The organism is Yersinia enterocolitica subsp. enterocolitica (assembly GCF_901472495.1).
GTDB classification, from domain to species: domain Bacteria; phylum Pseudomonadota; class Gammaproteobacteria; order Enterobacterales; family Enterobacteriaceae; genus Yersinia; species Yersinia enterocolitica.
In genome coordinates this window covers 1722847-1746704 of sequence record NZ_LR590469.1, presented here as the reverse complement: position 1 = coordinate 1746704, position 23858 = coordinate 1722847, and the positions used below count along the sequence as shown (strand labels likewise).

Below are 23858 nucleotides of genomic sequence, written 5' to 3'. Positions count from 1 at the left end.
TGCATATCCCTTAGTTAGCGCGTGACGGCTTTGGCGCTGGCTGTCACTGTGAGTAACAAGACGGCCACGCAGCCAAAAGCAACCGATAAGTTACTGAACTGGGCAACAAAACCAATGGCTGCGGGGCCTGCCAGAATACCGGCGTAACCGATAGTGGTTATAGAGGCCACCGCTAAATTGGCTGGCATGACAGTTTGGTTGCCTGCGGCAGTGAACAGGATTGGCACCACATTTGATGCACCCAACCCCACGAGCATAAAGCCAATAAGGGCGGCGATTGGGCTATCAATGCTTATCGCGATGATAATCCCCACAGCAGCACATAAGCTGCCGCCTAATAATACCTTGTATCGGCCTAATCCGTTGACAATCCGATCACCATTTAACCGGCCCAGCGTCATCGCAATCGCAAATACGGCATAACCCATTCCTGCTTGTGAGGGGGCCATACCGCGCAGTGTGGTCAGGAAAACGGCACTCCAGTCAAGCATTGAACCTTCTGCCAGGAACATCACAAAACACAAAAAACCGATAAACATCACCCATCCGCGCGGCAGCACAAACAGTGGGCCATCATGAGGCTCTCCGCTGCCTTGTAACAGGTTTTTATTGGCAGTTAGTAATAGGATAATCATCAATGCGACGGTAGCAATGATGGCCGTGAGCGGGCTTAGCCCCAGCCACAATAATGCACTGACGCCACCGGCACCGGCAATTCCCCCCACACTGAACAGCCCGTGGAAACCGGACATCATTGCGCGCCCACTGGCTTTCTCAACAATGACCGCTTGAATATTCATGGCAACATCTATTATGCCCATCGCCGCACCGAAGACGAGCAGCGCCAGCGCCATCGTCACGGGGGTATTCATCAACACCAGCAAGGGGAGGTCGAGGCAGAGCACAGCTCCCGCTAACAAAATCACCGCTCGGCATCCCCATTTTGCTGTGAGCACTCCGGTCAGGGGCATAGCAAGCATCGATCCAACACCAATGCACAATAATAGTAAGCCCAGTGAGGCATCGTTAAGACCTATCCGTTCTTTGGCAAAGGGTACCAGCGGTGCCCAGGCGGCCATTCCCAATCCGGAAATAAAAAATGCGAGCCGAGTCGAGACTTGCTGCGCAACACCGGGCTGCACTGTTGATTGGTGTGTTTTGGCGGTCATGAGGTATGGGATCTGCGATTGATATGAATAATAAATATAGACAGACGTTTCTATCACAAAGCGAAATGCGGGTCGAAGGGATTTATCTGGATTAGTTGAAACTTAACCGCCTTATTTATCGATATGCTTACTTTATCACCGCTATGGCTAATATTTGAGCTACCACCTCTTTAGTAGAATAATTCAATAAACCTAAACTATGGGAAAATAGTCGCCCCCTTATGCTGCACAAATGTAATCATTATATATTAATTTTAATACTTATTTCTGCATGTAAATAATTAACATTATTATAGTTTTATCCCGTGATAGCTAGTGTTACTGAAACGATTAAAACTTAATTTATCAATGAGTTGTTGGTACATAAAGGGGCCATCATTAATAAAGGACAAATTCTGGCTCGCCTCGATCCAACCCGTTTTTCAATTTAATTATGGTGAGGCTGCCGCCCGCATGCGGACATTGCGCGCGTCATAGGAACGCCTACAGGCCGAGTTTACGGGAGCCGCATTGGCTCTCAGTGTGGACACTTTAAAAGAACCGGAGTTGGTAGCAGCGGAAACGCAATTTTATCTCTCACGACGGCACAACCTCAATGATACCGTGAGCAATTTACAGCAATCCCTGAAACTGGTGCTGCAAGAGTTGCGGATGACTGAGCCGTTGGCGGCGTGTTACAGCCCGGCGGCAAACTGATGGAAATCGTCCCCATTGAAGAGCAACTGCTGATCGAAACGCGTATCAACCCGCGCGATAGTGCTTACATCCGACCAAGGTTACCAGCGACAGTCAAAATAACTGCTTATGATTCATCCATCTACGGCAATCTGACTGGGGTCGTGGAAACCGTGTCACCGGACACATTACAGGATGAGGTCAAACGAGATCAGTTCTACTATCGCATTTATGTTCGCACTAATCGGGCTGATCTGACTAATAAAGCTGGCAAATTATTCCCAATATTATCGGGCATGGTGGCCAGCGTAGAAATTAAAACCGGGCAAAAAACAGTTTTGGATTATCTGATCAAATCGCTGAATAAAGTGAAGGAATCATTGAGAGAGCGTTAATATTATTACCGCATTTTTTTGCCCCTATTTGTGTCGGGGATGGGCTAAATAGGGCATTTATCTGAAGAAAAATATGAATTAAAACCAATAAATAGTCGGGTAATAGTTAAGCTATCTGGCTATTTATTATTCTTAACAACTTAAGCTATTCGTGCTTAAATAAAAACATGAAACTATATCTGTTGGCTATCATTTCATTTTGTAAATATACCCGCCATTATAAATATACTGAACTATCTATATTGCAGGCAATAAAAAAGCCGGTCAAAGACCGGCCGTAACACTAACGAATTATCTGGCCGCTGGGGCCACAATGAAGGAAATAGTAAAATAATGATGATAGCGCTATTATTATAGTTCCAGCTTTGCAGATGTCACTTGTCAATTTGTGCTATTTTAAAATCACTGTAACCAATTGTTTTATATTGATAATTAATTTATTTTGATTATGAGTGCTATATTTCATGCGTTTTTAAATTCTGTGAAAGTTCGCCGGTATTTACATTCTGAAATACTTTTTGGGGTTATGAAACATTATCCGAGACTTCGTAGCATTTTCTGTATAGATTAATCTTAATCTTATTACCACAATAGCATAACCCCATTGGGATTATATGCTCGCAAGAGCAGTGGCATAGTTAGATCTAATAATTAGAGGATAATAACGATGAAACTTCGAGTTCTTTCCCTGCTGGTTCCCGCTTTATTAGTTGCCGGTAGTGCAGGCGCGGCTGAAATTTACAACAAAGACGGCAACAAACTGGACTTGTACGGCAAAGTCGATGGTTTACATTATTTTTCTGACGACAAGAGTAAAGACGGTGACCAGTCTTACATGCGTTTTGGCCTGAAAGGCGAAACACAAATCAGTGATCAACTGACCGGTTACGGCCAGTGGGAATATCAGGCAAATTTAAATAAAGCAGAAGACCAGGATCAAGGTAACTTTACCCGTATTGGTTTCGCTGGTTTAAAATTTGCTGATTACGGTTCTTTCGATTACGGTCGTAACTACGGTGTGCTGTACGACGTAACTTCTTGGACTGACGTACTGCCAGAGTTCGGTGGCGATACTTACGGTGCGGACAACTTCCTGTCTCAGCGTGGTAACGGCATGGCGACTTACCGTAATACCAACTTCTTTGGTCTGGTGGATGGCCTGAACTTTGCTCTGCAATATCAGGGCAAAAATGGCAGCGGTACTGAAACCGACAATGGCCGTGATGTACAAGGCCAAAATGGTGACGGCTACGGTATGTCCTTATCTTATGATCTGGGCTGGGGTGTGAGCGCATCGGCTGCAATGGCTAGTTCTAAACGCACTGATGAGCAAAATAACCTGGCATTTGGTCATGGTGATCGTGCTGATGCCTATTCTGGCGGTTTGAAATACGATGCGAACAATGTTTATCTGGCTGCAACTTATGCCCAGACTTACAACCTGACTCGCTTCGGTAACTTCAAGAATAACACCGATTCAGGCTTCGCTAATAAAGCACAAAACATTGAGTTAGTGGCTCAGTACCAGTTTGATTTCGGTCTGCGTCCATCTGTAGCTTACCTGCAATCTAAAGGTAAAGACCTTGGCAATGGTTACAGCGACCAGGATCTGGTGAAATATGTTGATGTCGGTGCGACTTACTACTTCAACAAAAACATGTCCACTTACGTTGATTACAAAATCAACCTGCTGGATGAAAATGAATTCACCAAAAATGCCGGTATCAATACTGATGATATCGTAGCAGTTGGTTTGGTGTACCAGTTCTAATCCTGATAATAGGGTAGGTTCTGATAAAACGCGGTCACTTGGCCGCGTTTTTTGTGCCTGCTAATGGTTAGCGGTCAATTTTATTGGGGATTTTGGTTTCTGACATCACCGCATAATACGGGCGTATTTTTAACCATTCTGACTTTTTTTGACCAGTTTTGGCGTGAAGTTTAACCAAACGAACTAAATTCTAATTTTTTTTGAATGAAACACTAGACATATCATCACGCTATAGATGATAATCCCGCTCATTGGAAGGATGGCCGAGTGGTTTAAGGCAACGGTCTTGAAAACCGTCGACTGTAACAGGTCCTAGAGTTCGAATCTCTATCCTTCCGCCAAATTACGCCGGCATAGCTCAGTTGGTAGAGCAACTGACTTGTAATCAGTAGGTCCCGAGTTCGACTCTTGGTGCCGGCACCAATTAAAAGCCCGTTATCTGCATAAGATAACGGGCTTTTTGCTTTCCGACAAATTTGAATGGCGGCAGGATTTCTCACTGCCGCTGCTGGTGTCAGCTATTCTTGGCTAACTGAGCGACCAACCGATTGACACCATCACTCATATTGGTGAACTTAGTCAGTTGCGTGCGGGTGACCACCACGAAAACGCCAATATTCTTCTCCGGGATCATCGCCATATAAGTAATAAATCCGCCACCGCCACCCGTTTTTTGCATGATACCCGGCAGTTCGGCATTAGGTGCCATGTAGACCCAACCTAGCCCCAGTGCATCGGCTTGACCAGCAACATCCATACCTTTTAATGAAACCAAATCGCGCCGTTGGAAATACAGTGCTTGCTCGCGTTTAGCCGTACTTTTGCGCGCGCTGTTATTGGAAGCCAGGAATTGCTGCATCCAGCGCTGCATATCTTCTGGTGTTGAATAAACCCCACCGCTGCCCGCCGCCGCAATGGTGTTTTCACAGCGACTGCTACCCACGCCGACCATCAGACGGCTGCATTGTTCAGCTGTTGGGGTGAGGGTAGTGTTACGCATGCCCAGCGGTGCGGTGATTTTATCGCGCAGCAGACTGGTATAAGGCTTTCCGGAAGCGCGTGAGAGCGCATCTGCCAGCAAATCGTAAGCTAAATTGGAATAAGCCGCTTTTACGCCGGGTGGCACAGTGACCTTAGCCAGTTTCAGCCATTGCCAGCGGTTATCTTTGGTCGGCCAGGTAAATACCGGCCTTTTTTGTGGGCCGCCGGGCTGTTCGCGCGGTAGGCCGCTGGTATGGCTGGACAGATTGAGCAGAGTAATCGGCTGTTTAGCATTATAAGCCGGGACTCTGGCACCTTTAGGCGCCCATTTCTGCAAAGGATCAGTCAGTTTTACCGTGCCGTCCTCGGCCAGTTTGACCATCACTTCACTGGTCATCAGCTTGGTAATAGAGGCAATGCGGATCAATGAGTCAGGCCGTGGGCGCAGATTGTTACCGGGTTTGGTTTCGCCAAAACTACGGTTGACCACCTGATTGTTATCAATAACCACTAGTGCCATCCCCATAGCCCCGCTGTTATAGAAGATATGTTCGGCATATTGATCAACAACTTGTGATGTCAAAAGCTCGGTGTTGGCATAGCTGTGTAATGGCATGGCGAACAGAGCTGCGGCCAGTAGCGGAGGGGAGAAATGTTTCAGCAATCTTTTATCCATGTGCAAAAAGCAAAATAAGAGTTCGTGAGCTTATAGTAATCGGATATTGGTATAAAACCTGCTGAAATTTGCGGGTAGGCGAATAATTTACACTGTGGAAAAGCGGTGCCGGGAGTGGCGAGGAAACCAAACCGCAACGAAGTCGGGCCGCTGCGGTTTGGGGTGACAATCTTATTCCATTAGCTTTCAGTGACTGGTTTAGGTATCACATTAGATGATTCTTTCATGCCAAGAGGGTTGTTTCCCCAGCACTGCTCATACTTCCAGCCGGTGAGTTCTTCCGCCACTGCTCTGGCATGAGCCGGAATATCGGCCATAGCACCGCCACTTTTAATCCGATCAATCTCTTCCAACAGGATCTTGTGATTTTTGCGGTCCAGTTTCATCTGCGTGGTGTAATAAATAGCGACCAGCGCCAGTGAGACAACCCCAATGGCAAAGACACCGACAATGGCTTGCACCGCCACTTCCGGCTGGCTCGATTGCCCGGAAACAAAGCCAAAGCGGCTTAATGTCCAGCCCATAGCGAAGACGATAATCGAACGCACCATCTTACCGGCAAATGTCATGGCTCCAGCATAGATCCCTTCACGGCGGCGGCCAGTCAGCACTTCGTCCACATCCGCCAGGAAGGTATAAACCGTCCAGGGAATGTAGTAGATACCGCTGGTGCTTAAACCGAAAACAGCGGTGATGCAGAACAACACAATTACGGTGGTGGTCTGAGACCAGCCAGTGAAGTAGAGTGCTGCATAGGCAATCACACTCACAATCACTACTTGCAGAGCAATACGGAACGGGCGTGCAAAGCCCATTTTGACGCAAATACCGATAAAGATAGCGGTAGAAATCAACTGCATGATTGAACTGAAGCTATTGAGTTGAGAAACCAGTGCGGCATCCTGACCTAAGCCAAAAATAATAAAGTAGGTGAATGCGGATGCGAACAGCCATTCAGCACCAAAGCCGAACAGATACATACCCAGATGTTTGCGGAAAATGCGTAGATGGAAAGTTGAGGCCATATCAATACAGAGTTTTTTCAAGGCCTGACCTAAACTGCTGGTAGTTTCCCTGACGACTTCGCTGGCCGGGCGTTCCCAGGATGAACTGTAAAGCCAGATCATGGCGCAGCACATAATCAAACCATAAGCGATACCGGTATAGAGGAAAGGTGTTGCCGAATCTTTGCCATAAATAGCAATAAACTGGCCGGGGATAAAGGCAGCCAGGAAGTTGGCAACTTTGCCGAAAATGGCTTTAGAACCAGTCAGTTTCGAGCGTTTGGCGAAGTCGGTTGTCATCTCGGTGGCCAGTGTTTCATAAGGCACCATGATGGAAGTGTAAATCAGTTCAAACAATGCGTAGGTCAGCAGGTAATACCAGAAACCAAACCCGCTCATCCAAAGCATTGGATAGACCAATACCAGTGGAATACCTAACAAGATAAAGAAGCGACGGCGGCCAAACAGGCGGCCCAGTCGAGTATTGTAAAAGTTATCAGTGATATAACCCATTACTGGGTTGCTGATTGCATCGAGAATACTGGCGATTGAAAAGATAGTGGCTGCTTCGACGACAGAAAGGCCGCAAAAGGTGGTGTAGAAATACATCAACCAGGCACCGCTGATTGCCAGCGCCCCACTCCCCAATAAGTTGGCGCTCCCATACGCCAGTGTGTGTCTTGTTGTAATCGTTTTACTCATTTTTACCGCCACCTAAAATTAAAACAATGTTTCATTAATAATGGATAATCGTTTTCTTTATAAAGGTGCAGCGTTTTTAAAAATGAGTGATTGATCACGAAAAAGGGTTTTGTGGCCTGAAACGGCGCGTATTACAGTAAAAGTTGATATGAATCAAATTAGTGGTGGGTGGGAATATTCGGTAAAAAACAAAATATCCATAAGAATACGAATGAGTGATAATGCACGCTTGCGGCAATCATGACCGTGATAGGTGTGGCAAGATTTTAATCAGTCGCTTGAAATATCATCAGCAGCATTAAGATTTGTGGCTCGCTGTGCTCAGATATCAATATTGGGCATGTGGGAGCGGTTACGGGCATGGCCCATGAATATTTCTGGCTGCAACAGTGGCTGGCAGTGAAGGATGTAAAATGGCGAAGAAAAACCCTTATTATGATGCCAGTAAGCCACACCATACCGAGTTTGGTTTTCAAAATCTGGAGCCAGTCGTCCACCATCCGCAAGATTTGCAACGTTGGCGTGAGGAACGAAAGCGCCTGTCATTGCCTAAGCCTCCGCAACAAGGGTATGAGCAGTTTGTTGCGGACTGGTGGCAACTGGCAGATTTTAGCGGCCAACAAGATGCATTATGGTGGCTGGGCCATGCTTCGTTATTATTGCGTATTAGCGGCAAAACTGTTCTGTTTGATCCGGTGCTTTCCAATCGGGCTTCGCCTCTCAATTTTTACGGGCCAGCCCGCAGAACACCGGCACCGGCCAGCGTAAAGGCCTTACCACATATTGATGTGGTGGTGATTTCCCATAATCATTATGACCATCTGGATGTCACGACCATCACCCAGTTATTGCGTCGATTCCCCGACGTGACTTTTTTGGCTCCGCTGGGGCTGAAAAATTGGTTCCTGCATCACGGTGCTCGCCATGTTCACGAATTGGATTGGTGGGACACCCACCTCGCGGCTGAATTTGAGTTTTATTGTGTGCCCGCACGCCATTGGAGCATGCGCACACCTTGGGATCGCAACCAAAGTTTGTGGTCAGGCTGGGTGGTTAAACGCGATGCAATTAATTTCTACTTCACCGGCGATACGGGGTATTGCCCGCAATTGCTGAGCATTGGTGAAAGATTGGGGCCATTTAACTATGCCGCTTTACCGATTGGCGCTTATGCCCCGCGCTGGTTTATGAATGCGCAGCATATGGATCCGCAGCAGTCGGTACAGTTATTTAAGCAATTACAGCAGCCTACGACGGTGCCTATCCACTGGGGGGTGTTTGAGTTGGCTGATGAATCACTGGATGAGCCGCCGCAACAATTGAAGCTCGCATTAACCGAGGCAGGCGTTGCGGGAGATAATTTTGCACCGCTTAAAATTGGTGCGCGGATATTACTTGAATAGCGTTGTGTTTCAGCGGGTTAAAGGTCACCCGCTGAAACCAACGAAAGTACATGCTATTGAACTGACGCGCTAGATTCTGAATTGGTTGACGGCACTGGTCAAATCAGCCGCCTGAGCTTGTAATGCTGCAGAGGCTGCGGTCGATTCCTGCACTAATGCGGCATTTTGTTGCACCATAGTATCTAATTGCGTCACCGCACTGTTGATCTCATGAATACCGCGCATTTGCTCATCAGCAGCGTTAGTGATTTCTGACATAATTGTTGTGACATCAGATACGCTGCTCACAATTTCAGTCATGGTATTACTCGCCTGGCGCACTTGACCAGAGCCAGAGGCGACACTGCTAACCGTCGAGTCAATCAGGGTTTTTATCTCTTTCGCCGCTTGCGCACTCCGTTGGGCTAATGTACGAACTTCCCCCGCGACGACAGCAAATCCACGGCCTTGCTCACCAGCCCGAGCCGCTTCTACCGCTGCGTTCAGTGCCAGAATATTAGTCTGGAAAGCAATACCATCGATAACACTGGTGATATCGCCGATTTTGCCCGAAGCAGCCTCAATAGATTCCATGGTAGTAATTACTTTAGCGATAACCTCGCCACCACGAGAAGCATCATTAGCCGCAGAAAGCACCGCTGTATTGGCTTGTCTTGCCGCACTGGCAGACTGTGCCACGGTTGCTGAGATTTGTTCTAATGCCGCCGAGGTTTGTTGCAAACTGGCGGCGGCTGATTCTGTTCGGCCCGACAAATCCTGATTACCCGCTGCAATTTCATTAGCGGCAATACTGACAGACTCGCTGGTATTGCGGATTTGCGCCATGACGCCACTGAGCTTGTCAGCAAAATTATTGAATGAAAGGGCTATTTTGGCGACTTCATCGTGACCTTCGACCGGTAAGCGCTGAGTTAAGTCTTCGGTACCTGAACTGATGGCATCCATCGCTTTGTGTACATGTGTCAATGGCGTCAGCGCACGTTGCGTAATCAGACTAATAATGACTACAGCAATTAAGATAATGACGATTAGGGTTACTAAAGATGTCGTCAACAATGAGCGCATACCCGCAGTAGCATGGGCTTTGTCCAGGGCGACCACGGTAAACCACTGGGTTCCAGGTACCGCTTGTGCGAGCAACAACTTAGTGCTGCCACCGATCTCTGCTGCGGTAGGGGAGATTGCAGTTAGCAGCGTTTTAAGATCCAATGTTGGCGCTATCTCACTCAACGGCTTAAGGGTTAACTGTGAATCTGGGTGTGCGATAATGGTGCCATCCGCATCAATTAACATACCAAAGCTATCATCCGTTGGATGGATGGATTTCACGTTTGCAATCACGCTATCCATGGTGACATCAGCTGCTAACACGCCTTTCACACTGCCATCTTGAATAATAGGCAATGCAAAAGTCACAACTAATTGATTAGTCCCTGCATCAATATAAGGGGGAGTCACCACCGGGCTGCCCGCTTTCACTGCTTGTAAATACCAAGGGCGCCCAGTGGGATCGTAGCCAGCAGGAATACCATCAGGATTAGAAAAAGCGGCCGTCTTATTTGCGTAACCAATATAAACGTTAATGAAGTTACCTGCGGCAGCAACCTGGCGTAAGGCTGCAATAGGGTCCGCTGCCAGTGCGCTCTCTTTAAGAGACACGATCATTTGTGTCTTCATCGCTACCCAATCGGCAATTCCAACCCCATGACTGGCGGTGACCGCCTTCAAGGTGTTATCGATTGCGCTACTGTTATATTTGTTGGCAACGGAGTAATTAAAGTAAGTGTTAATGGCAAGGGAGCCCGCCACGATGATAACGCAGGCAGCCAAGATACGTGAACGAATGGAATCAAGCATAGAGCGTCCTAAATAAAGGGGAAGGCGTAATTCAAGTAACGGCTTGGCTGAGATAAACTTGAGCTGAGTCACAGTAACAAACTGTAATTAGTGCGCTATTGTTAATACTTCTTTATGTAACAGTAACGGGATGGAGGTTTTTTGTTGATCTCGATATCTAATAAAAACAAAAGCTTGGTAATCAATTTAATCTTAACTTAGTGGTGAAAATTCAAATAAAGTTGAAAAAAATAGTGACATTTAAACTGCAAAATCAGCATCAATCTCGCTGAAAGGGGGCGTGTCAGCGAGATTGATGCTGTAATTGGTGATGACGAGGTGAGGGGTTAAAACTTATACAGCAGACCAAAGCCGATGGTGTGGTTTTTCTGAGCGATACCGGAGCTATCAGCATGATTCTGAGATGCACCGGTGCTACGGTCGAGGGTTTGTGTTGCTCCTTTACCTTCGGTGTACTGGTTCCAGGTTGCTTCCACAAATAATTTGGTGCTTGGGGTGATGTAATATCCAGCATCCACCACTATGGCGTAATAGCGAGAGTTTTTGTTGCTGTCTTTGAATGAAAGTTTGCGTGAATAGTGTTCGTCATGCCCATTGGCATTTACCCAACGGCTGTATTTTAGCAAGGTATTAAACTCAAATTTTTGATAATGGTAGCTTCCCGCCAGGCCAAGATAGGTCATATCAAACTTTTGTTTATATCCGATAACGGTAACAGTATCCGAAGTTGTAAAAATACTTTTACCATTATCGTAATTATAGTTTCCACCATAAGCGGTCCAACTACTGTTATTACGTTGATAACCGGACATCATCGCAATACGATAATTTTTTTGCTTTAAAAACCAAAATTTCGCATTAAGATCAATTTCGTTAGCATAATTCAAATTGGTTTTGTCATGGTGAGACCAATCAGTCCATTTGGTTTGATCAGGCTTTAGCCATCTAATCATCCATGGTTCCTGTGCCGGAAGATAATGTAGACCATCCACGAGCCGTTAAGGTTAAACGTGATAACAGATCCCATGATACAGCCATTTTAATAATAGGGGTGTTTTCCGCTTTCCAGTCTAATTGGCTAACTTTCCGATTATTTCTATCATAAACATATTCATTTGCTTCTGTATTTAATAAGCCTGGCGAGGTACTGACAGTCAAGCTATCAGTAATATTGGTATGATGACTGGCGACAGCAGAGTGAGACAGGGCGAGAAGAATTGATGCGCTCAGAATTTGTTTTACTGCAATATTAGCTTCCATGATTAGCCTTTAATTTGTTTAAATCCTCATGGAGAAAGCTAACATTGCTAAGAATTTAAAGGCGTTAATTAAAGATTAAAAAAAATTAAAAAGATTAAATTCCAGCATGACAGTTTTATCAAACTTAATATGAGCCGGGCTTGGTTACCCGGCTTAATTGTGTTTAAAACTCATGGACTAGCCATTCATCGGCTTGTTCAAACATTTCTTCTACTAAACGGTTGAGCACTGATTTTTCTTGTTTAGTTGCATCAGTATTAATGCCATTGGCTTGCATTGGCTTGACCTTAACCTCGGCACCGGGAAACACTTGATGCACACGTTTGGTCAATTCAGCTTTAATCATTTCATTGGCGTTAGTCAGGCCGGTGACATTCCGCTTGTCATAAATTAATTCTACTCGCATGATTTTTTTCCTGGGTGATTAATGCTGTATTAATATACAGTTGAGGTTAATGACAAAGTGCCCGTAACGGTGAAAACAGGCAGATCGTAAAGACGCCGTAAACCCCTCCCTGGGGGCTCGAGCCGAGCCGTCCCTGGTGCGGACGCTTTACTCTTCTACCTGCCTTCACCTTGCAAGATCGAGTTATCGAGGTTTGTCAGCAGTCTATACTGTATTAATATACAGTTCTATTTGGCATAAAACAACCGAGTTTTAGCTATTTTAATGTGAAATGAGGTTAAATGGTTGTTTTAGTGATATAAAAAATAACCGCAGGTAATTTAATGGCTAATCACTTGCGGTTATTTTTATGCGAGATTTTATCTTCTTGTTTATACAAATGATTTAGGTTTTTTGACACGCTAATACAAATCTAAGAATAGGTGGCTTTGGCTAATCTATCTCTAACCAGCGGGCATCAACCACCACGCCAAGTATCTTACAGTTGCCATTCAGCTCAATTAAACGGTAAGCAGGATTCAATGGTTTCAAATACTTAACGGCAGCATCAACAATTAATTTTTTAAATGTCGCTTCATTATCGTCAGTTAATTTGGCGACAACAAAGTTACCCGGCATGGGTTCTTTTTCCGGATCGACCAGAATAATCATTCCTTCTGGAAAACTGATTCCTGACGGTGAAGTCATGGAGTCGCCTTTCACGCTCAACCAAAATGCACTGTCATGCGCATTTTTGGTCGACTCAGGCCAAATTTCTATATCACGTAATTGATAGGGTTCTATGGCCTCATACCAATTTCCTGCGCTAATCCAACTGATTAACGGGTAACTGTTAGCAACTGTTCCTGTGGGTTTGTCATTGAGTCGGTTTGGGGATGAGATAGACAAACTTTCAGCCATTTTTGCCAATTCTGTTGCCAAAGAAGGACTAAAGCTACTAATAGGCTCATTAAGCACTTTGGCAAAAGCAGCTGCATTGGTCACATTGAGCGGGTTTATACCGTTTAGGAATTGGTTCACCGCACTTTGGCCCACGCCTAACTCATGCGCGACGGACTCCTGGGAGATACCCAGTGCTTTTTTCTTGGCGTTAAACAGCTCTTTCAGCCGTTTAGCGTCGTCTAACTGTTCTGGCGTCAATGGCTTCTTTTTCATGAGTCGATTTTATTACCGTTAGCAATAATATCCAATCACCTGCGGTGTTGACTATAAAATCACTTGCGGTAATAATCAATCGGAATGTATAAGAGAAACTCATGTAATCGCATCGGCAACAGGCTCTGCATCAGTGTCAGAGGCATCTGCGACATGAGTTGCTCTGGTTCGCACAAGAGGACGGCAGCCAGATTTATCGGTGGTTTCCGTTGTTGAGCAATCGATAGGCTGAGGCGTCATTCCTTGACCCCGCCTTTTGTGGAGTAGTTATAAATGAGTTCAATAAACGGCAACGCAGCTGGCAGCCATAGCCAGAAAAGCCAGAGCATGAGAGACATTCAATTGGTGTTGGCGCGCTGGGGAGTATGGGCAAGGTACAGTTCTGGGCTGGATTATTCATCTATTGCTGCGGGGTTTAAAGGACTGCTGGCTGAGACCTCTAAAAGCAAAGCTTCATGTTGCGACGATGATGGTTTAGTGATCGATGGGTGTGTTGCCCGCTTAAAACAATATCGCCCAGATGAATATGAATTAATTATTCGCCATTATGTACTGAATCAATCAAAGCGTGCTATTGCACGTCAGCAAAAAAGAGATGAAAGACTGATCAGAATTAATATACAAATGGCTGAAGGTTTTATTGATGGTTGCCTGGCAATGTTGAATGTAAAATTAGAAATGGATCCGTTTATTGAAAATCTCCATTTTTATGAAAAAACATTAGCGCGGTCCGTGAAAAGTGTATTAGTCTGATATCTCTGGTTAGTAACACACTGATTGAATAACAGGAAAGCCCGCATTGTCGGGGCTTTCCTATTTCTGTTGGTTTTACACGCCAGTGTATCAGAGAGGGAGGTTATAAATGAATGAACAAAGTCAGCTTCCGTATTGGTGGACTGGGGCACTGGCATTATTCTCAGCTCTGAGTTTACAGGATTACATCTTTATTCTTGGTACCCTGGTTAGTGTGATTTTTACTGTCAAAACCTATTACGTCAATTTACGAGAAAAAGACGCGATAATTAAAGAAGAACAACGTAGAACCGAAATATTACGCGATTTCCTGCGTGATAAAGCTGTGGACAGTATTCCAGCCGCTATCGCGGTGTGTCATGACACATTGCGCAAAATGGAGGACTGACAGACCACCTCGGACACGAGAAAAATACCCCAAAATCAGGTTCGAATACCCGCAACGGTTATTCATCCCAAATGCTGCTGTGCGATGATGGTGAGATTGAACTCAGTACACCGCGCGATCGTGAAAACACCTTTGAACCGCAGCTGATAAAGAAAAACCAGACGCGCATCACACAGATGAATCGCCAGATTTTATCCCTGTACGCCAAAGGCATGACTACGCGGGAAATCGTCTCCACCTTCAAGGAGATGTACGACGCTGGCGTGTCGGCCACATTGATATCTAAAGTCACCGATGCGGTTAAAGAGCAGGTCGCAGAGTGGCCAAACCGGCCGCTGGATGCACTGTATCCCGTTGGCGTGCGCACTGGGGAAATATCAATACTTTCTTCGGCCATCCGCCCGATATCCGCAAGGCAATTTACACGACGAATGCCATCGAATCGCTGAGCAACGTTATCCGTGCAGACATCAAAGAGCGAAAGGAATTCCCGACGGACGACTCAGTGAGAAAAGTTATTTATCTGGCGATTAAGGATGCTTCCAAAAAATGGAGTATGCCGATCCAGAACTGGCGGATGCAATGAGTCGTTTTATTATTGAGTTCGGTGACCGCCTGAGCGATCACATTTAATACGGTGGCAGTTGCATAGATTTATTTACAGGGTCTGGACAAGCTCGCAATTGGATTTATCAACTGCTCCTGATATTGAATGGCCAGTCGCACCTCTAAGCTAAAATATAACCGGACGAAGTCGCCCGGTGTCTTCTCAACCCGTTATATCATCCATTTTCTCCGCGAATCTAACCTTGGCTTTATATTCCCCCCTCGTTACTCCCCCCATTTCGTGCTAAATTTACCTATCTCACACCATTGCATCGTTTCAGGTACCAGTATGTTTACCTATAAAGAAATATCATCGCTGAACGAACTGGAATTGATCGTCTATAACTACATCATAAAAAATACTGATAAAGTGATGTACATGACCATCAGGGAGTTGGCAGATGCCGCGGGTGTTTCTACCACCACAGTTTTGCGTTTTTGTAAAAAAATGAATTGTGATGGTTACTCTGAATTTCGTGTTCGTTTTAAACTCTATTTAGAACATGATGAAAAACCACCGGTCAGTTTCGGTATTAGCGAAATAATTAACTACTTTAAAAGTATTAATAATAGTGAGTTTGACGAACTTCTTGATAGCGCTGCCGCACAAATAGCGGCTACACGTAGAGTTATTTTTGTTGGAATAGGAACATCTGGTGCATTAGGAAAATACAGTGCGCGTTTCTTTTCTAATGTAGGGAAATACAGTACCTATATTGATGATCCTTATTATCCAATCAATAGTGATATGTATCAGGATGCGATTGCGATTATCCTCTCTGTTTCTGGTGAAACGGAAGAAATCATCCGCATCGCCAATCAGTTTAGCCTGCAACACTGCAAGATTATTAGCTTGACCAATAGTGATAATTCTACTTTGGCTAAGATGGCTGATTTAAATATCTCTTATCACATGCCGCCTATTGTATTAGAGGGGCAGTATAATATTACTACCCAGATCCCCGTTTTATATATTATTGAAACTATCGGCAAAAAACTCCCTCAATTAGTTAATAAAAACACCCAATAAAACAGGGTGTTTTTTACATGTTACATATTCCAATTCATGGTTTTTGTTATATCGTGACTTCATCTTTCTTTTTGCTAAACTCCAGTCTCAATCGAAAAAATATTAATAATAATCCGATAACACTCTGTTTATCTTATACTCAGCATTCGTGACAGGAGATTAATAATGGCAATTGATTACGCATTAACCGCACAAGAAATTATTAAGTATATTGGCGGTGATAATAATGTGATTACCGTCACACATTGTGCGACACGTTTGCGTTTTATATTGAAAGATAATAAAGCTGTCGATAAAGAAAAATTAAATCGTGTTAAAGGGGTTATTACCGTTATTGAAGCGGGTGGGCAAATGCAAGTGGTGATCGGTAACCATGTCGCTGATGCCTATAAGCATGTCACGAACCTGATTAATATCGATGAAAGTGCACCGGTTGCCGCACCTAAAGTCGGTATCGTTAGCCGATTGATGGATATTATCTCCAGTATTTTTGCACCTTTTCTTTATCCACTGGCCGCCTGCGGTATTTTACAAGGGATTATTTCTTTTCTGGCTGCGATTGGCTGGATGGATGCCGCCAGCGGTACTTATCGAATTTTAAATTTTGTCTCCTGGACCGGATTTACCTTCTTGCCTGTGATGGTGGCTTTTACTGCGGCCAAAAAATTCAATGTTAACCCTTTTACCGCCGTAATTACGGCTTGTGCATTGATCAGCCCTGATTATATGAACATGCTGACAGCTAATAAAATTGTCACGGTGAACTCCGCAGACCCTGCCGTTCAGCAATTGATGCATGAAACGCTGAATAATCCGCAGGTTGCCCACATTTTGAATACTATTGCTGGTATTCCATTATCATCGCCCAGCTTGGATTTCTTCGGTATTCCCGTGCAATACCTGAGCTATACCGCCTCGGTTATCCCGATCATCTTGATGGTTTGGGCCATGTCTTATGTACAGCGCTTCTTTGAAAAAGTACTGCCAATGGTGGTGCGTAACCTGTTTACCCCGATGTTCTGTATTGCCATTATGGTGCCCTTAACCTTGTTGGTATTTGGCCCAGTGGGTAACTTGATCGGTGGGGCAATTGGCGGCGTTTACAACACACTTTATAATCTCAGCCCAGCGATAGCAGGGTTTATGGTTGGTGCATTCTGGCAGCCACTGGTCACATTGGGTGTTCATTGGGGCATCACTCCGGTCACTGTAGGAAACTATGCGACATTGGGTTATGACACCTTTACCGGCTTGCAAGCCTCCGCAGTCTTTGCCATGGCCGGAACCATGTTTGGTGTCTACTTAAAAACGCGTAACCGTGAAATGAAAGGAATTTCATTGTCCGCGGGGATTACCGCTTTATTCGGTATTACCGAGCCTGCTATTTACGGTGTGGCATTACGTTTGAAGAAACCTTTCTTATGCAGCTGCGCCGCAGGGGGGATTGGTGGAGCTATCGCGGGGTCTTTTAATGCGGTGTCATGGAGCTATTGCCTGCCGGGTATTGCGGTGTTGCCGGTCTTCTTTAAAGAAGGGCATATGGCACAGTTCTTGGGATTCCTGCTGTCTATTACCGTCGCTTTCATCTTGGGGGCGGTTTTCACTTGGTTGGTTGGGTTTACCGATGAGCCAGAGAATGTGGAACAACCAGACAGTGCTAAAGCATCTGAAGCACCTATTACTCAGGCACAAATGAATCAAGGCTAGAATATTTAATGTTCGGGCGGGTTAATTATCCGCCATTGATTTTTATTTTCAGGGTGAACAATTGCCCACAGTATTAAGGGAGAGAGTTATGAGCCACAAACAATTACCGAAAGATTTTTTATGGGGCGGCGCAGTTGCGGCACATCAGGTTGAAGGCGGCTGGGATAAAGGCGGCAAAGGTGTAAGCATTGCTGATGTATTGTCCGGTGGCGCTCACGGTGTTGACCGAGTTATGACTGATGGTGTGCAAGAAGGTTATCGCTATCCAAACCATGAAGCGGTTGATTTTTATGGTCATTATAAAGAAGATATCGCGCTGTTTGCCGAAATGGGCTTCAAATGCTTCCGTACTTCCATTGCCTGGACGCGTATTTTCCCGAAGGGTGATGAGTTGCAGCCGAATGAAGCGGGTCTGCAATTTTACGATGATATGTTTGATGAGCTGTTGAAATACGGTATCGAACCGGTTATTACGCTATCTCATTTTGAAATGCCGTGGCACTTGGTTAAAGAATACGGTGGCTGGAAAAATCGGAAAGTGGTCGACTTTTTCGTGAAATTCAGTGAAGTGGTCATGGAGCGCTACAAGAGCAAAGTCAAATATTGGATGACATTCAACGAGATCAATAACCAACGTAACTGGAAATATCCACTATTTGGTTACTGCTGCTCTGGAGTGGTTTTCACTGAGCAAGAAAATCCTGAAGAAACGATGTATCAGGTTCTGCATCATCAGTTTGTTGCCAGTGCCAAAGTTGTCAAATTAGGCCACGCTATTAATCCAGAATTCAAGATTGGCTGTATGGTCGCGATGGTGCCGCTCTATCCATTCTCCTGCCATCCAGATGACATGATGTATTCGGTGGAGGCTATGCGTGAGCGTTATCTATTCGGTGACGTCCACATGCGTGGTTACTACCCTTCATATATTCTGAATGAATGGGAGCGCCGCGGTTTCACTATCAATATGGAAGAGGGCGACCTTGATACTCTACGTGAGGGCTGCGCCGATTATATGGGCTTAAGCTATTACATGAGTAACGCAGTTTCTGCGGTTAATCCCGGTAGCGGCAACTCCCTTTCTGGCTTTGAGGGCAGTGTACCGAATCCACATGTTAAAGCATCCGATTGGGGATGGCAGATCGATCCCGTCGGCTTGCGTTATTCACTGAGCGTATTGTATGAACGTTACCAGAAGCCGCTGTTTATTGTTGAAAATGGTTTTGGTGCTATCGACAAAGTGGCTGATGACGGTATGGTTCATGATGATTACCGCATTGCGTATCTTAAAGCCCATATTGAGCAGATGAAAAAAGCAGTGTTTGAAGATGGCGTAGACCTGATGGGCTACACCCCGTGGGGTTGTATCGATTGTGTATCATTCACAACCGGTGAATACAGCAAGCGTTATGGTTTTATCTACGTGGATAAAAACGATGACGGCACCGGCACCATGGCGCGTTCACGTAAACAAAGTTTTGACTGGTATAAAAAAGTGATTGCCAGCAATGGTGAAGAGCTTTAACTCTCCGATAAACCAGCCAACAGGGAAGGGCCGTTTAACACCGGCCTTTCTCACCATTTTCTCCTGTACACCCTCCCCAACGCAGTTGGTTACATTTTTCATTAATGAAAAAATATTTTAGATTTAAGCTATTACAATAATTTTATCGTTTTGTAGGAAGTCACTGACATATAGCTAATACACAATTAGCACTGGCCTGGCAGCAAATGCCAACAGCGATCGACCAACTGGCAATACTGAATAGGTCTTTGGATATTAATGCGTTGCTACCAAAATAGTTCAACTTCTACCGTTTTAGTGGTTCACTTACCACACCACCTTGTTCTGAAGGTGTAACCTGGTTAGTGCTTGATCAGCCTGTTAATGTTTCTGTTGTTCATCATAACAATAATCGGCCAATACAGCCGCTTAATGGCCGCGTTATAGTTTATTAATGTTTTGTATGATTCTCGCCACTCTGTTTTTTGAGAGTGGTGAGTAAGATCATCAAATATGTTTATCGCCAAGGGTTGGCAAAAAGACTTATAGCTATAATTGTAAAAATAGCTTCCCCCATTTAATATTGAAAGACTTCTTAATCTTGTTATTATTAATATTTAAGTGTTAATAAAATAGACAATGCTATACCGCCATATTTCATAACATTGCCCATTTTTCTTTATTATTTAATGGATGGCCATTATCCGAATAAACTTTTGTTTAATCTTCAATTAGGCCGTATTTCTTTAAAATAGATGCTTATATCTAGGCTGGAATAGCCTCAATGATTGATACATAGCTTCCGGTATCGATAATACGATTAAGTTTCAGATCTGCACTGGCCAGCAGTGTTTTAAGCTCCTCCTCAGTGCGTGCTTGTCCTCCATCAAAACTACCTAATAACAAAAGGTCGATCTCTTTGCCACCTTGCCTGGTATCTTCTCTGGATATAACGGGTTCAAAGATAAGCACTTTTGAATTGGGCCGCATTGCATTACGACAACTGCGCAATATCTGACTTGCTTGTTCTTCCGGCCAATCCATCGTGATGTATTTTAATAAATAAATATCAGCTGTTGGGCAGCTTTCAAAGAAATTACCTGTCTGGGTTTCCCAACGTGAATCATCCCCCAACTCGCTAAGGCGGTTCTTTTCTAAGACCGCAGGGCGATCGAACAAAATACCATGTAATGTGGGATTATGTTGCAGCACTTTCAATAGCAACCCACCGAACCCCCCGGCAATATCAATCACTGTGGCATGTTTTGGAAAGTCATAGCTGCGCACCAGGAAGTTATTTTCTACTGAGGACATTGATGACATTCCAGCATGAAAATCACCTTCTGATTCGGGAATGTTATCTCGTGACCAGTATTCATAAAAAGACATTCCGAATGCCTTTTTAAAGGCTGATTCACCTCGTAGATTCTCAACAAGATTACCGAGTGGGAGCCAGAATGTTTTATCCGTCAGCATTAATACTGCCGCGCGTAGTGAGTCATTATGATCTGAGCGAAGATACTGTGCCGCTGGGGTCAGTGAAAATCGACCATCTGCCGATTCTGCAAAGATATTTCGCGATGCTAGCATACGTAATACTCGATTTAATTGACGTGAGTCTGCCTCCACTGTCTGCCCAAGTTCCTCCGCAGTTTTCGCCTCTTTTTTCAGATGATCCGCCACCCCTAAAATTGTTGCAGCACGTAATGAGGCTTGAAAAGTAAAGCCCATAGCCTGCTCCAATAAATATAATGCCGCAGTATCATCTTCATTTTTTAGTTGATTATTGTTGCCCATTATAATAACGCCCTCTGATAATTGATGTGATATATAATTGCAACTAATGGAAATGCAACTACATTTATTAGGATAATATATATATCCATGAGAAATGTAGCTCACGAAATTGAATTGTTGCAAATAGTCTACCGCACTAATTAAGCGAGTAATTGAGATTTGATGGGCAATGCAATGAAAAAGCTGGATTTTTATTATTAATAATATTTATGTATTTTTATTTTATTAATAATGTAAGTTAATGATTTCAATCTGCTCGCAAATGAGTCATTTTTTACCTTTGGGTTTTACACCACAGCCACGCCAGCCAAATCCCACAAACAAAAAAACCAACCCTAATGGATTGGTTTTCTTGGGGATATTTGGTCGGCATGAGAGGATTTGAACCTCCGACCCCCGACACCCCATGACGGTGCGCTACCAAGCTGCGCTACATGCCGATGCAATGGCATTTATACTACATTTTACAGTGACTAATGCAAGACTATGCCAATACGTTTGCTGTTTTTTTAACCGTGACATACTCATTTTTTAGAGCTAGTTCGCAATAAAACGTTTTATATCAGTCAGTACTTGCAACAGCAACGGAAGTTGTGGCTTTTCATCTTTAATTTCATTGCCTTGCATATCATAGGTACGATATTCACCATTATTATCTAACACGATGGTTTGTGTTGGCGTGGTAATCACCAACGTGCCATTATCACCCGTCGCCACCCAGTTATTGCTACGTTGCGCCGCGAACAAGTCTTCCCCTTGCGAATAGTCTTCTGAGGCAGTTTTGACGTGTAATAGCCGCTGCATCAGTGTCGCCATGATGTCTTCATGGTTCGTTAGCTTATTCACTTTCTGCGCGGGAGTGCCCGGCCAATGAACAATTAATGGAACCTGTAGTTGCTGTCGATTAAAGCTACTGCCAGCACCCCAGTTATCATTGCCAGTGTCATTAAATTCGACACCATGGGCCGCAGTAATAATAATTACGGTCTTATCAAGTAGGCCACGTTGTTTTAGCGTATCCAGAATGGTCGCAATCTGCTGATCAACATCTTTGGCACCCGCTTGATAGTTATGAATAAAATCAGTTGGGAGGGCAACTTTATGACCGATGACCGGATCTTGCGCTTCAACAGCGCCATTCAAATTAATGTATGAGAACCACGGCACATTGCTATTGAGTGTTGATAGCCATTGCTGCCATTGTGCGGTGGTTTCACTGTCCGTTTGCTCTGCTGGCGCAGGTAAGGTGAAATCGGATAGCAATGCCTGGCGATAGAGCGGTGAGGCAAAGCCATCGGATGAGAACAACCCAAATTGATACCCTTGCGCACTCAATGACGTGATAAATGCAGAAGGTTTACGCGCAGAAAGAATACCGTCGAGGTAGGTTGGGGAGATACCATAAAACAGACCAAACAGACCCGTATCCTGGCGATTACCCGAACTATAATGCCGGTTAAACTGAATGTTGGCATGACCAAACTCTGACAAAGCAGGCATATCTTTTTGCAGGCTATTAGCACGGATGCCATCAACCACAATTAATAACAGGTTGTAACCACTGCCGTTGTCACTAAACACAATGGGGCTGAGAGGATATTCCACTGTTAGGGCATCTGGATTACCTTGTTCTATCAAGCGACGCTGATATTCTTCCTGGTCAAGCAAACCATGTTTTTCAAGGAATTTACGTGCAGTCATCGGGTATGAGAGCGGCAAGTTTGCGCGCTGCATACTGATTGGCCGATAGAAATTAGCATCTGCCCAGATATAAATTAGATGCGAGGCAAAGAAGGCTAAAATAAATACGGCAACCAATGGTTTAACAAAGCGTTGCCGGTTGAGGCTACGAAGTTTTTGCCATGCCCAGGTGCCGAAAAGCATCTCGACCAGAAAAATGACCGGCACGGCAATAAACATCAATTGCCAATCACGCGCCAGCTCAGTTTGATCCGGGTTAACCACTAATTCCCACACGACGGGGTTAAGATGTAGGTGGAAACGGGTGAAGACCTCGGTATCCACTAATAACAGGGTCAAACCCGCGGTAGCGAAAGCGGCGGAGATGAATCGGAGCAACCGCTGTGACATCACCACGAAGGTCAGCGGGAATATCACCAGTAGATAGGCGGCAAACACGATAAAACTAAAGTGCCCCAGCCAACTGACAAGGGCATAGACACGGCCAATCAGCGATGAGGGCCAATCGGAAACAAACAAATAGCGGCTACCCAGCACCAGGCTGAACAGGATATTAAACAAGGCGAACCAGTGCCCCCAGCTGATCATCTGGGAGACTTTTTCACGATAGCGCTGACGATTTGTCACCATATTGAGATTGCAGTCTTGGCCGATAAATTAATGAGCTTTGTCTTCACGTACTGAAGCTTGAAGGGCTTCAGCGAAAGAACGAGCCAATACTTTGCGTTGCGCGGGAGCAATGCTGGTATTGATCAGATTTGTTACCATATTCCCCAAAACCATCAAAGAAAGATCGGTTGGGGTACGGTGTTTTTCCAGTACGCTGACCAATTCAGATAGCAATTGTTCAACGTGTTCGTCACTGTAACGGGATGATTGTGGCATAAAAATTGAGCTCAACACCTGACAAAGTCCCAT

19 protein-coding genes, 3 tRNA genes and 3 pseudogenes are annotated in these 23858 nt (G+C 44.8%); 12 read left to right on the top strand and 13 right to left on the bottom strand.

Translation table 11 applies throughout. The features are described 5' to 3' along the window. Positions 1–14: 14 nt before the first annotated feature. Positions 15–1169 (bottom strand): MFS transporter, encoded by a 1155-nt coding sequence (locus FGL26_RS08305; RefSeq protein ID WP_005171553.1) that lies wholly within the window; start codon positions 1167–1169, stop codon positions 15–17. Between the two features lie 344 nt (positions 1170–1513). Between FGL26_RS08305 and FGL26_RS21665 the strand changes: the two are divergent. The 4 genes and pseudogenes from FGL26_RS21665 to FGL26_RS08280 form a co-directional block, all read left to right on the top strand. Then, positions 1514–2239: pseudogene (locus tag FGL26_RS21665) on the top strand (beta-barrel domain-containing protein); the annotation flags it as partial. 667 nt (positions 2240–2906) lie between these two features. After that, positions 2907–4010: a porin OmpC gene (locus tag FGL26_RS08290; protein WP_005171545.1), complete on the top strand. Its 1104-nt coding sequence runs from the start codon at positions 2907–2909 to the stop codon at positions 4008–4010. Positions 4011–4263: 253 nt separating this feature from the next. After that, positions 4264–4351 (top strand) — tRNA-Ser (locus tag FGL26_RS08285). 6 nt (positions 4352–4357) lie between these two features. Next, positions 4358–4433: transfer RNA gene (locus FGL26_RS08280), tRNA-Thr, on the top strand. Positions 4434–4524: 91 nt separating this feature from the next. Here FGL26_RS08280 and ampH read toward each other — a convergent pair. After that, complete coding sequence (ampH, locus tag FGL26_RS08275) at positions 4525–5667, bottom strand: D-alanyl-D-alanine-carboxypeptidase/endopeptidase AmpH (RefSeq protein ID WP_005171542.1); 1143 nt, start codon at positions 5665–5667, stop codon at positions 4525–4527. Positions 5668–5846: 179 nt separating this feature from the next. Continuing rightward, a complete protein-coding gene (locus FGL26_RS08270) occupies positions 5847–7373 on the bottom strand; it encodes an MFS transporter (RefSeq protein ID WP_138060228.1) in 1527 nt (508 codons plus the stop codon). A 413-nt stretch (positions 7374–7786) separates the two neighbouring features. On the opposite strand from FGL26_RS08270, the gene FGL26_RS08265 reads away from it, so the two are divergent. After that, entirely contained in the window at positions 7787–8776 is a 990-nt protein-coding gene (locus FGL26_RS08265) for an MBL fold metallo-hydrolase (RefSeq protein ID WP_005171535.1), read from the top strand. Between the two features lie 69 nt (positions 8777–8845). On the opposite strand, the gene FGL26_RS08260 is transcribed toward FGL26_RS08265, so the two are convergent. From FGL26_RS08260 to FGL26_RS21435, 6 genes are all read right to left on the bottom strand, one after another. Then, positions 8846–10633: a methyl-accepting chemotaxis protein gene (locus FGL26_RS08260; RefSeq protein WP_032902901.1), complete on the bottom strand. Its 1788-nt coding sequence runs from the start codon at positions 10631–10633 to the stop codon at positions 8846–8848. Between the two features lie 326 nt (positions 10634–10959). Next, a complete protein-coding gene (locus FGL26_RS08255) occupies positions 10960–11586 on the bottom strand; it encodes an omptin family outer membrane protease (protein WP_269846011.1) in 627 nt (208 codons plus the stop codon). Continuing rightward, on the bottom strand, positions 11579–11893 hold the full coding sequence (locus FGL26_RS21935) for an omptin family outer membrane protease (protein WP_269441386.1): 315 nt from the start codon (positions 11891–11893) through the stop codon (positions 11579–11581). The genes FGL26_RS08255 and FGL26_RS21935 overlap by 8 nt, the downstream gene beginning before the upstream one ends. A 163-nt stretch (positions 11894–12056) precedes the next feature. Further along, positions 12057–12299 carry a DinI family protein gene (locus FGL26_RS08250; RefSeq protein ID WP_005171504.1) on the bottom strand — a complete coding sequence of 81 codons (243 nt, stop codon included), beginning with the start codon at positions 12297–12299 and terminating at the stop codon, positions 12057–12059. 432 nt (positions 12300–12731) lie between these two features. After that, entirely contained in the window at positions 12732–13454 is a 723-nt protein-coding gene (locus FGL26_RS08245) for a LexA family protein (RefSeq protein WP_005171491.1), read from the bottom strand. Positions 13455–13553: 99 nt separating this feature from the next. Beyond that, positions 13554–13694 (bottom strand): hypothetical protein, encoded by a 141-nt coding sequence (locus FGL26_RS21435; RefSeq protein WP_154231223.1) that lies wholly within the window; start codon positions 13692–13694, stop codon positions 13554–13556. 87 nt (positions 13695–13781) lie between these two features. On the opposite strand from FGL26_RS21435, the gene FGL26_RS08240 reads away from it, so the two are divergent. From FGL26_RS08240 to FGL26_RS08210, 7 genes and pseudogenes are all read left to right on the top strand, one after another. Further along, the gene (locus FGL26_RS08240) at positions 13782–14207 is read left to right on the top strand and encodes an antiterminator Q family protein (RefSeq protein WP_259464417.1); all 426 of its coding nucleotides are present in this window, start codon (positions 13782–13784) and stop codon (positions 14205–14207) included. Between the two features lie 109 nt (positions 14208–14316). After that, a complete protein-coding gene (locus FGL26_RS08235; RefSeq protein WP_005171486.1) occupies positions 14317–14595 on the top strand; it encodes a hypothetical protein in 279 nt (92 codons plus the stop codon). Next, positions 14577–15228: pseudogene (locus FGL26_RS08230) on the top strand (transposase); the annotation flags it as partial. The gene FGL26_RS08235 and the pseudogene FGL26_RS08230, both read left to right, overlap by 19 nt. 262 nt (positions 15229–15490) lie before the next feature. Beyond that, positions 15491–16231 (top strand): MurR/RpiR family transcriptional regulator, encoded by a 741-nt coding sequence (locus FGL26_RS08225; protein WP_005171478.1) that lies wholly within the window; start codon positions 15491–15493, stop codon positions 16229–16231. Positions 16232–16396: 165 nt separating this feature from the next. Continuing rightward, positions 16397–17938 carry a PTS transporter subunit EIIC gene (locus FGL26_RS08220; protein ID WP_032908540.1) on the top strand — a complete coding sequence of 514 codons (1542 nt, stop codon included), beginning with the start codon at positions 16397–16399 and terminating at the stop codon, positions 17936–17938. Positions 17939–18026: 88 nt separating this feature from the next. Beyond that, entirely contained in the window at positions 18027–19463 is a 1437-nt protein-coding gene (locus FGL26_RS08215) for a 6-phospho-beta-glucosidase (protein WP_005171472.1), read from the top strand. Between the two features lie 173 nt (positions 19464–19636). Continuing rightward, a pseudogene (locus tag FGL26_RS08210) lies at positions 19637–19897 on the top strand (carbonic anhydrase family protein); the annotation flags it as partial. Positions 19898–20207: 310 nt separating this feature from the next. Here the strand turns inward: FGL26_RS08210 and FGL26_RS08205 are convergent. The 4 genes from FGL26_RS08205 to FGL26_RS08190 form a co-directional block, all read right to left on the bottom strand. Further along, complete coding sequence (locus FGL26_RS08205; RefSeq protein WP_005171467.1) at positions 20208–21239, bottom strand: methyltransferase; 1032 nt, start codon at positions 21237–21239, stop codon at positions 20208–20210. Positions 21240–21602: 363 nt separating this feature from the next. Then, positions 21603–21679: transfer RNA gene (locus FGL26_RS08200), tRNA-Pro, on the bottom strand. A 97-nt stretch (positions 21680–21776) separates the two neighbouring features. After that, entirely contained in the window at positions 21777–23570 is a 1794-nt protein-coding gene (yejM, locus tag FGL26_RS08195; protein WP_005171465.1) for an LPS biosynthesis-modulating metalloenzyme YejM, read from the bottom strand. 27 nt (positions 23571–23597) lie between these two features. Further along, on the bottom strand, positions 23598–23825 hold the full coding sequence (locus FGL26_RS08190; RefSeq protein WP_002208836.1) for a YejL family protein: 228 nt from the start codon (positions 23823–23825) through the stop codon (positions 23598–23600). Positions 23826–23858 lie beyond the last annotated feature (33 nt).

Excerpts from the sequence above, each read along its gene's own strand:
- FGL26_RS08250 (WP_005171504.1), bottom strand. The coding sequence starts at position 12,299 with ATGCGAGTAGAATTAATTTATGACAAGCGGAATGTCACCGGCCTGACT.
- ampH (WP_005171542.1), bottom strand. The coding sequence starts at position 5,667 with ATGGATAAAAGATTGCTGAAACATTTCTCCCCTCCGCTACTGGCCGCA.
- FGL26_RS08290 (WP_005171545.1), top strand. The coding sequence starts at position 2,907 with ATGAAACTTCGAGTTCTTTCCCTGCTGGTTCCCGCTTTATTAGTTGCC.
- FGL26_RS08245 (WP_005171491.1), bottom strand. The coding sequence starts at position 13,454 with ATGAAAAAGAAGCCATTGACGCCAGAACAGTTAGACGACGCTAAACGG.
- FGL26_RS08235 (WP_005171486.1), top strand. The coding sequence starts at position 14,317 with ATGAATGAACAAAGTCAGCTTCCGTATTGGTGGACTGGGGCACTGGCA.
- yejM (WP_005171465.1), bottom strand. The coding sequence starts at position 23,570 with ATGGTGACAAATCGTCAGCGCTATCGTGAAAAAGTCTCCCAGATGATC.
- FGL26_RS08270 (WP_138060228.1), bottom strand. The coding sequence starts at position 7,373 with ATGAGTAAAACGATTACAACAAGACACACACTGGCGTATGGGAGCGCC.
- FGL26_RS08205 (WP_005171467.1), bottom strand. The coding sequence starts at position 21,239 with ATGGGCAACAATAATCAACTAAAAAATGAAGATGATACTGCGGCATTA.
- FGL26_RS08220 (WP_032908540.1), top strand. The coding sequence starts at position 16,397 with ATGGCAATTGATTACGCATTAACCGCACAAGAAATTATTAAGTATATT.
- FGL26_RS08255 (WP_269846011.1), bottom strand. The coding sequence starts at position 11,586 with ATGATTAGATGGCTAAAGCCTGATCAAACCAAATGGACTGATTGGTCT.
- FGL26_RS08225 (WP_005171478.1), top strand. The coding sequence starts at position 15,491 with ATGTTTACCTATAAAGAAATATCATCGCTGAACGAACTGGAATTGATC.
- FGL26_RS21935 (WP_269441386.1), bottom strand. The coding sequence starts at position 11,893 with ATGGAAGCTAATATTGCAGTAAAACAAATTCTGAGCGCATCAATTCTT.
- FGL26_RS21435 (WP_154231223.1), bottom strand. The coding sequence starts at position 13,694 with ATGACGCCTCAGCCTATCGATTGCTCAACAACGGAAACCACCGATAAA.
- FGL26_RS08190 (WP_002208836.1), bottom strand. The coding sequence starts at position 23,825 with ATGCCACAATCATCCCGTTACAGTGACGAACACGTTGAACAATTGCTA.
- FGL26_RS08265 (WP_005171535.1), top strand. The coding sequence starts at position 7,787 with ATGGCGAAGAAAAACCCTTATTATGATGCCAGTAAGCCACACCATACC.
- FGL26_RS08240 (WP_259464417.1), top strand. The coding sequence starts at position 13,782 with ATGAGAGACATTCAATTGGTGTTGGCGCGCTGGGGAGTATGGGCAAGG.
- FGL26_RS08215 (WP_005171472.1), top strand. The coding sequence starts at position 18,027 with ATGAGCCACAAACAATTACCGAAAGATTTTTTATGGGGCGGCGCAGTT.
- FGL26_RS08260 (WP_032902901.1), bottom strand. The coding sequence starts at position 10,633 with ATGCTTGATTCCATTCGTTCACGTATCTTGGCTGCCTGCGTTATCATC.
- FGL26_RS08305 (WP_005171553.1), bottom strand. The coding sequence starts at position 1,169 with ATGACCGCCAAAACACACCAATCAACAGTGCAGCCCGGTGTTGCGCAG.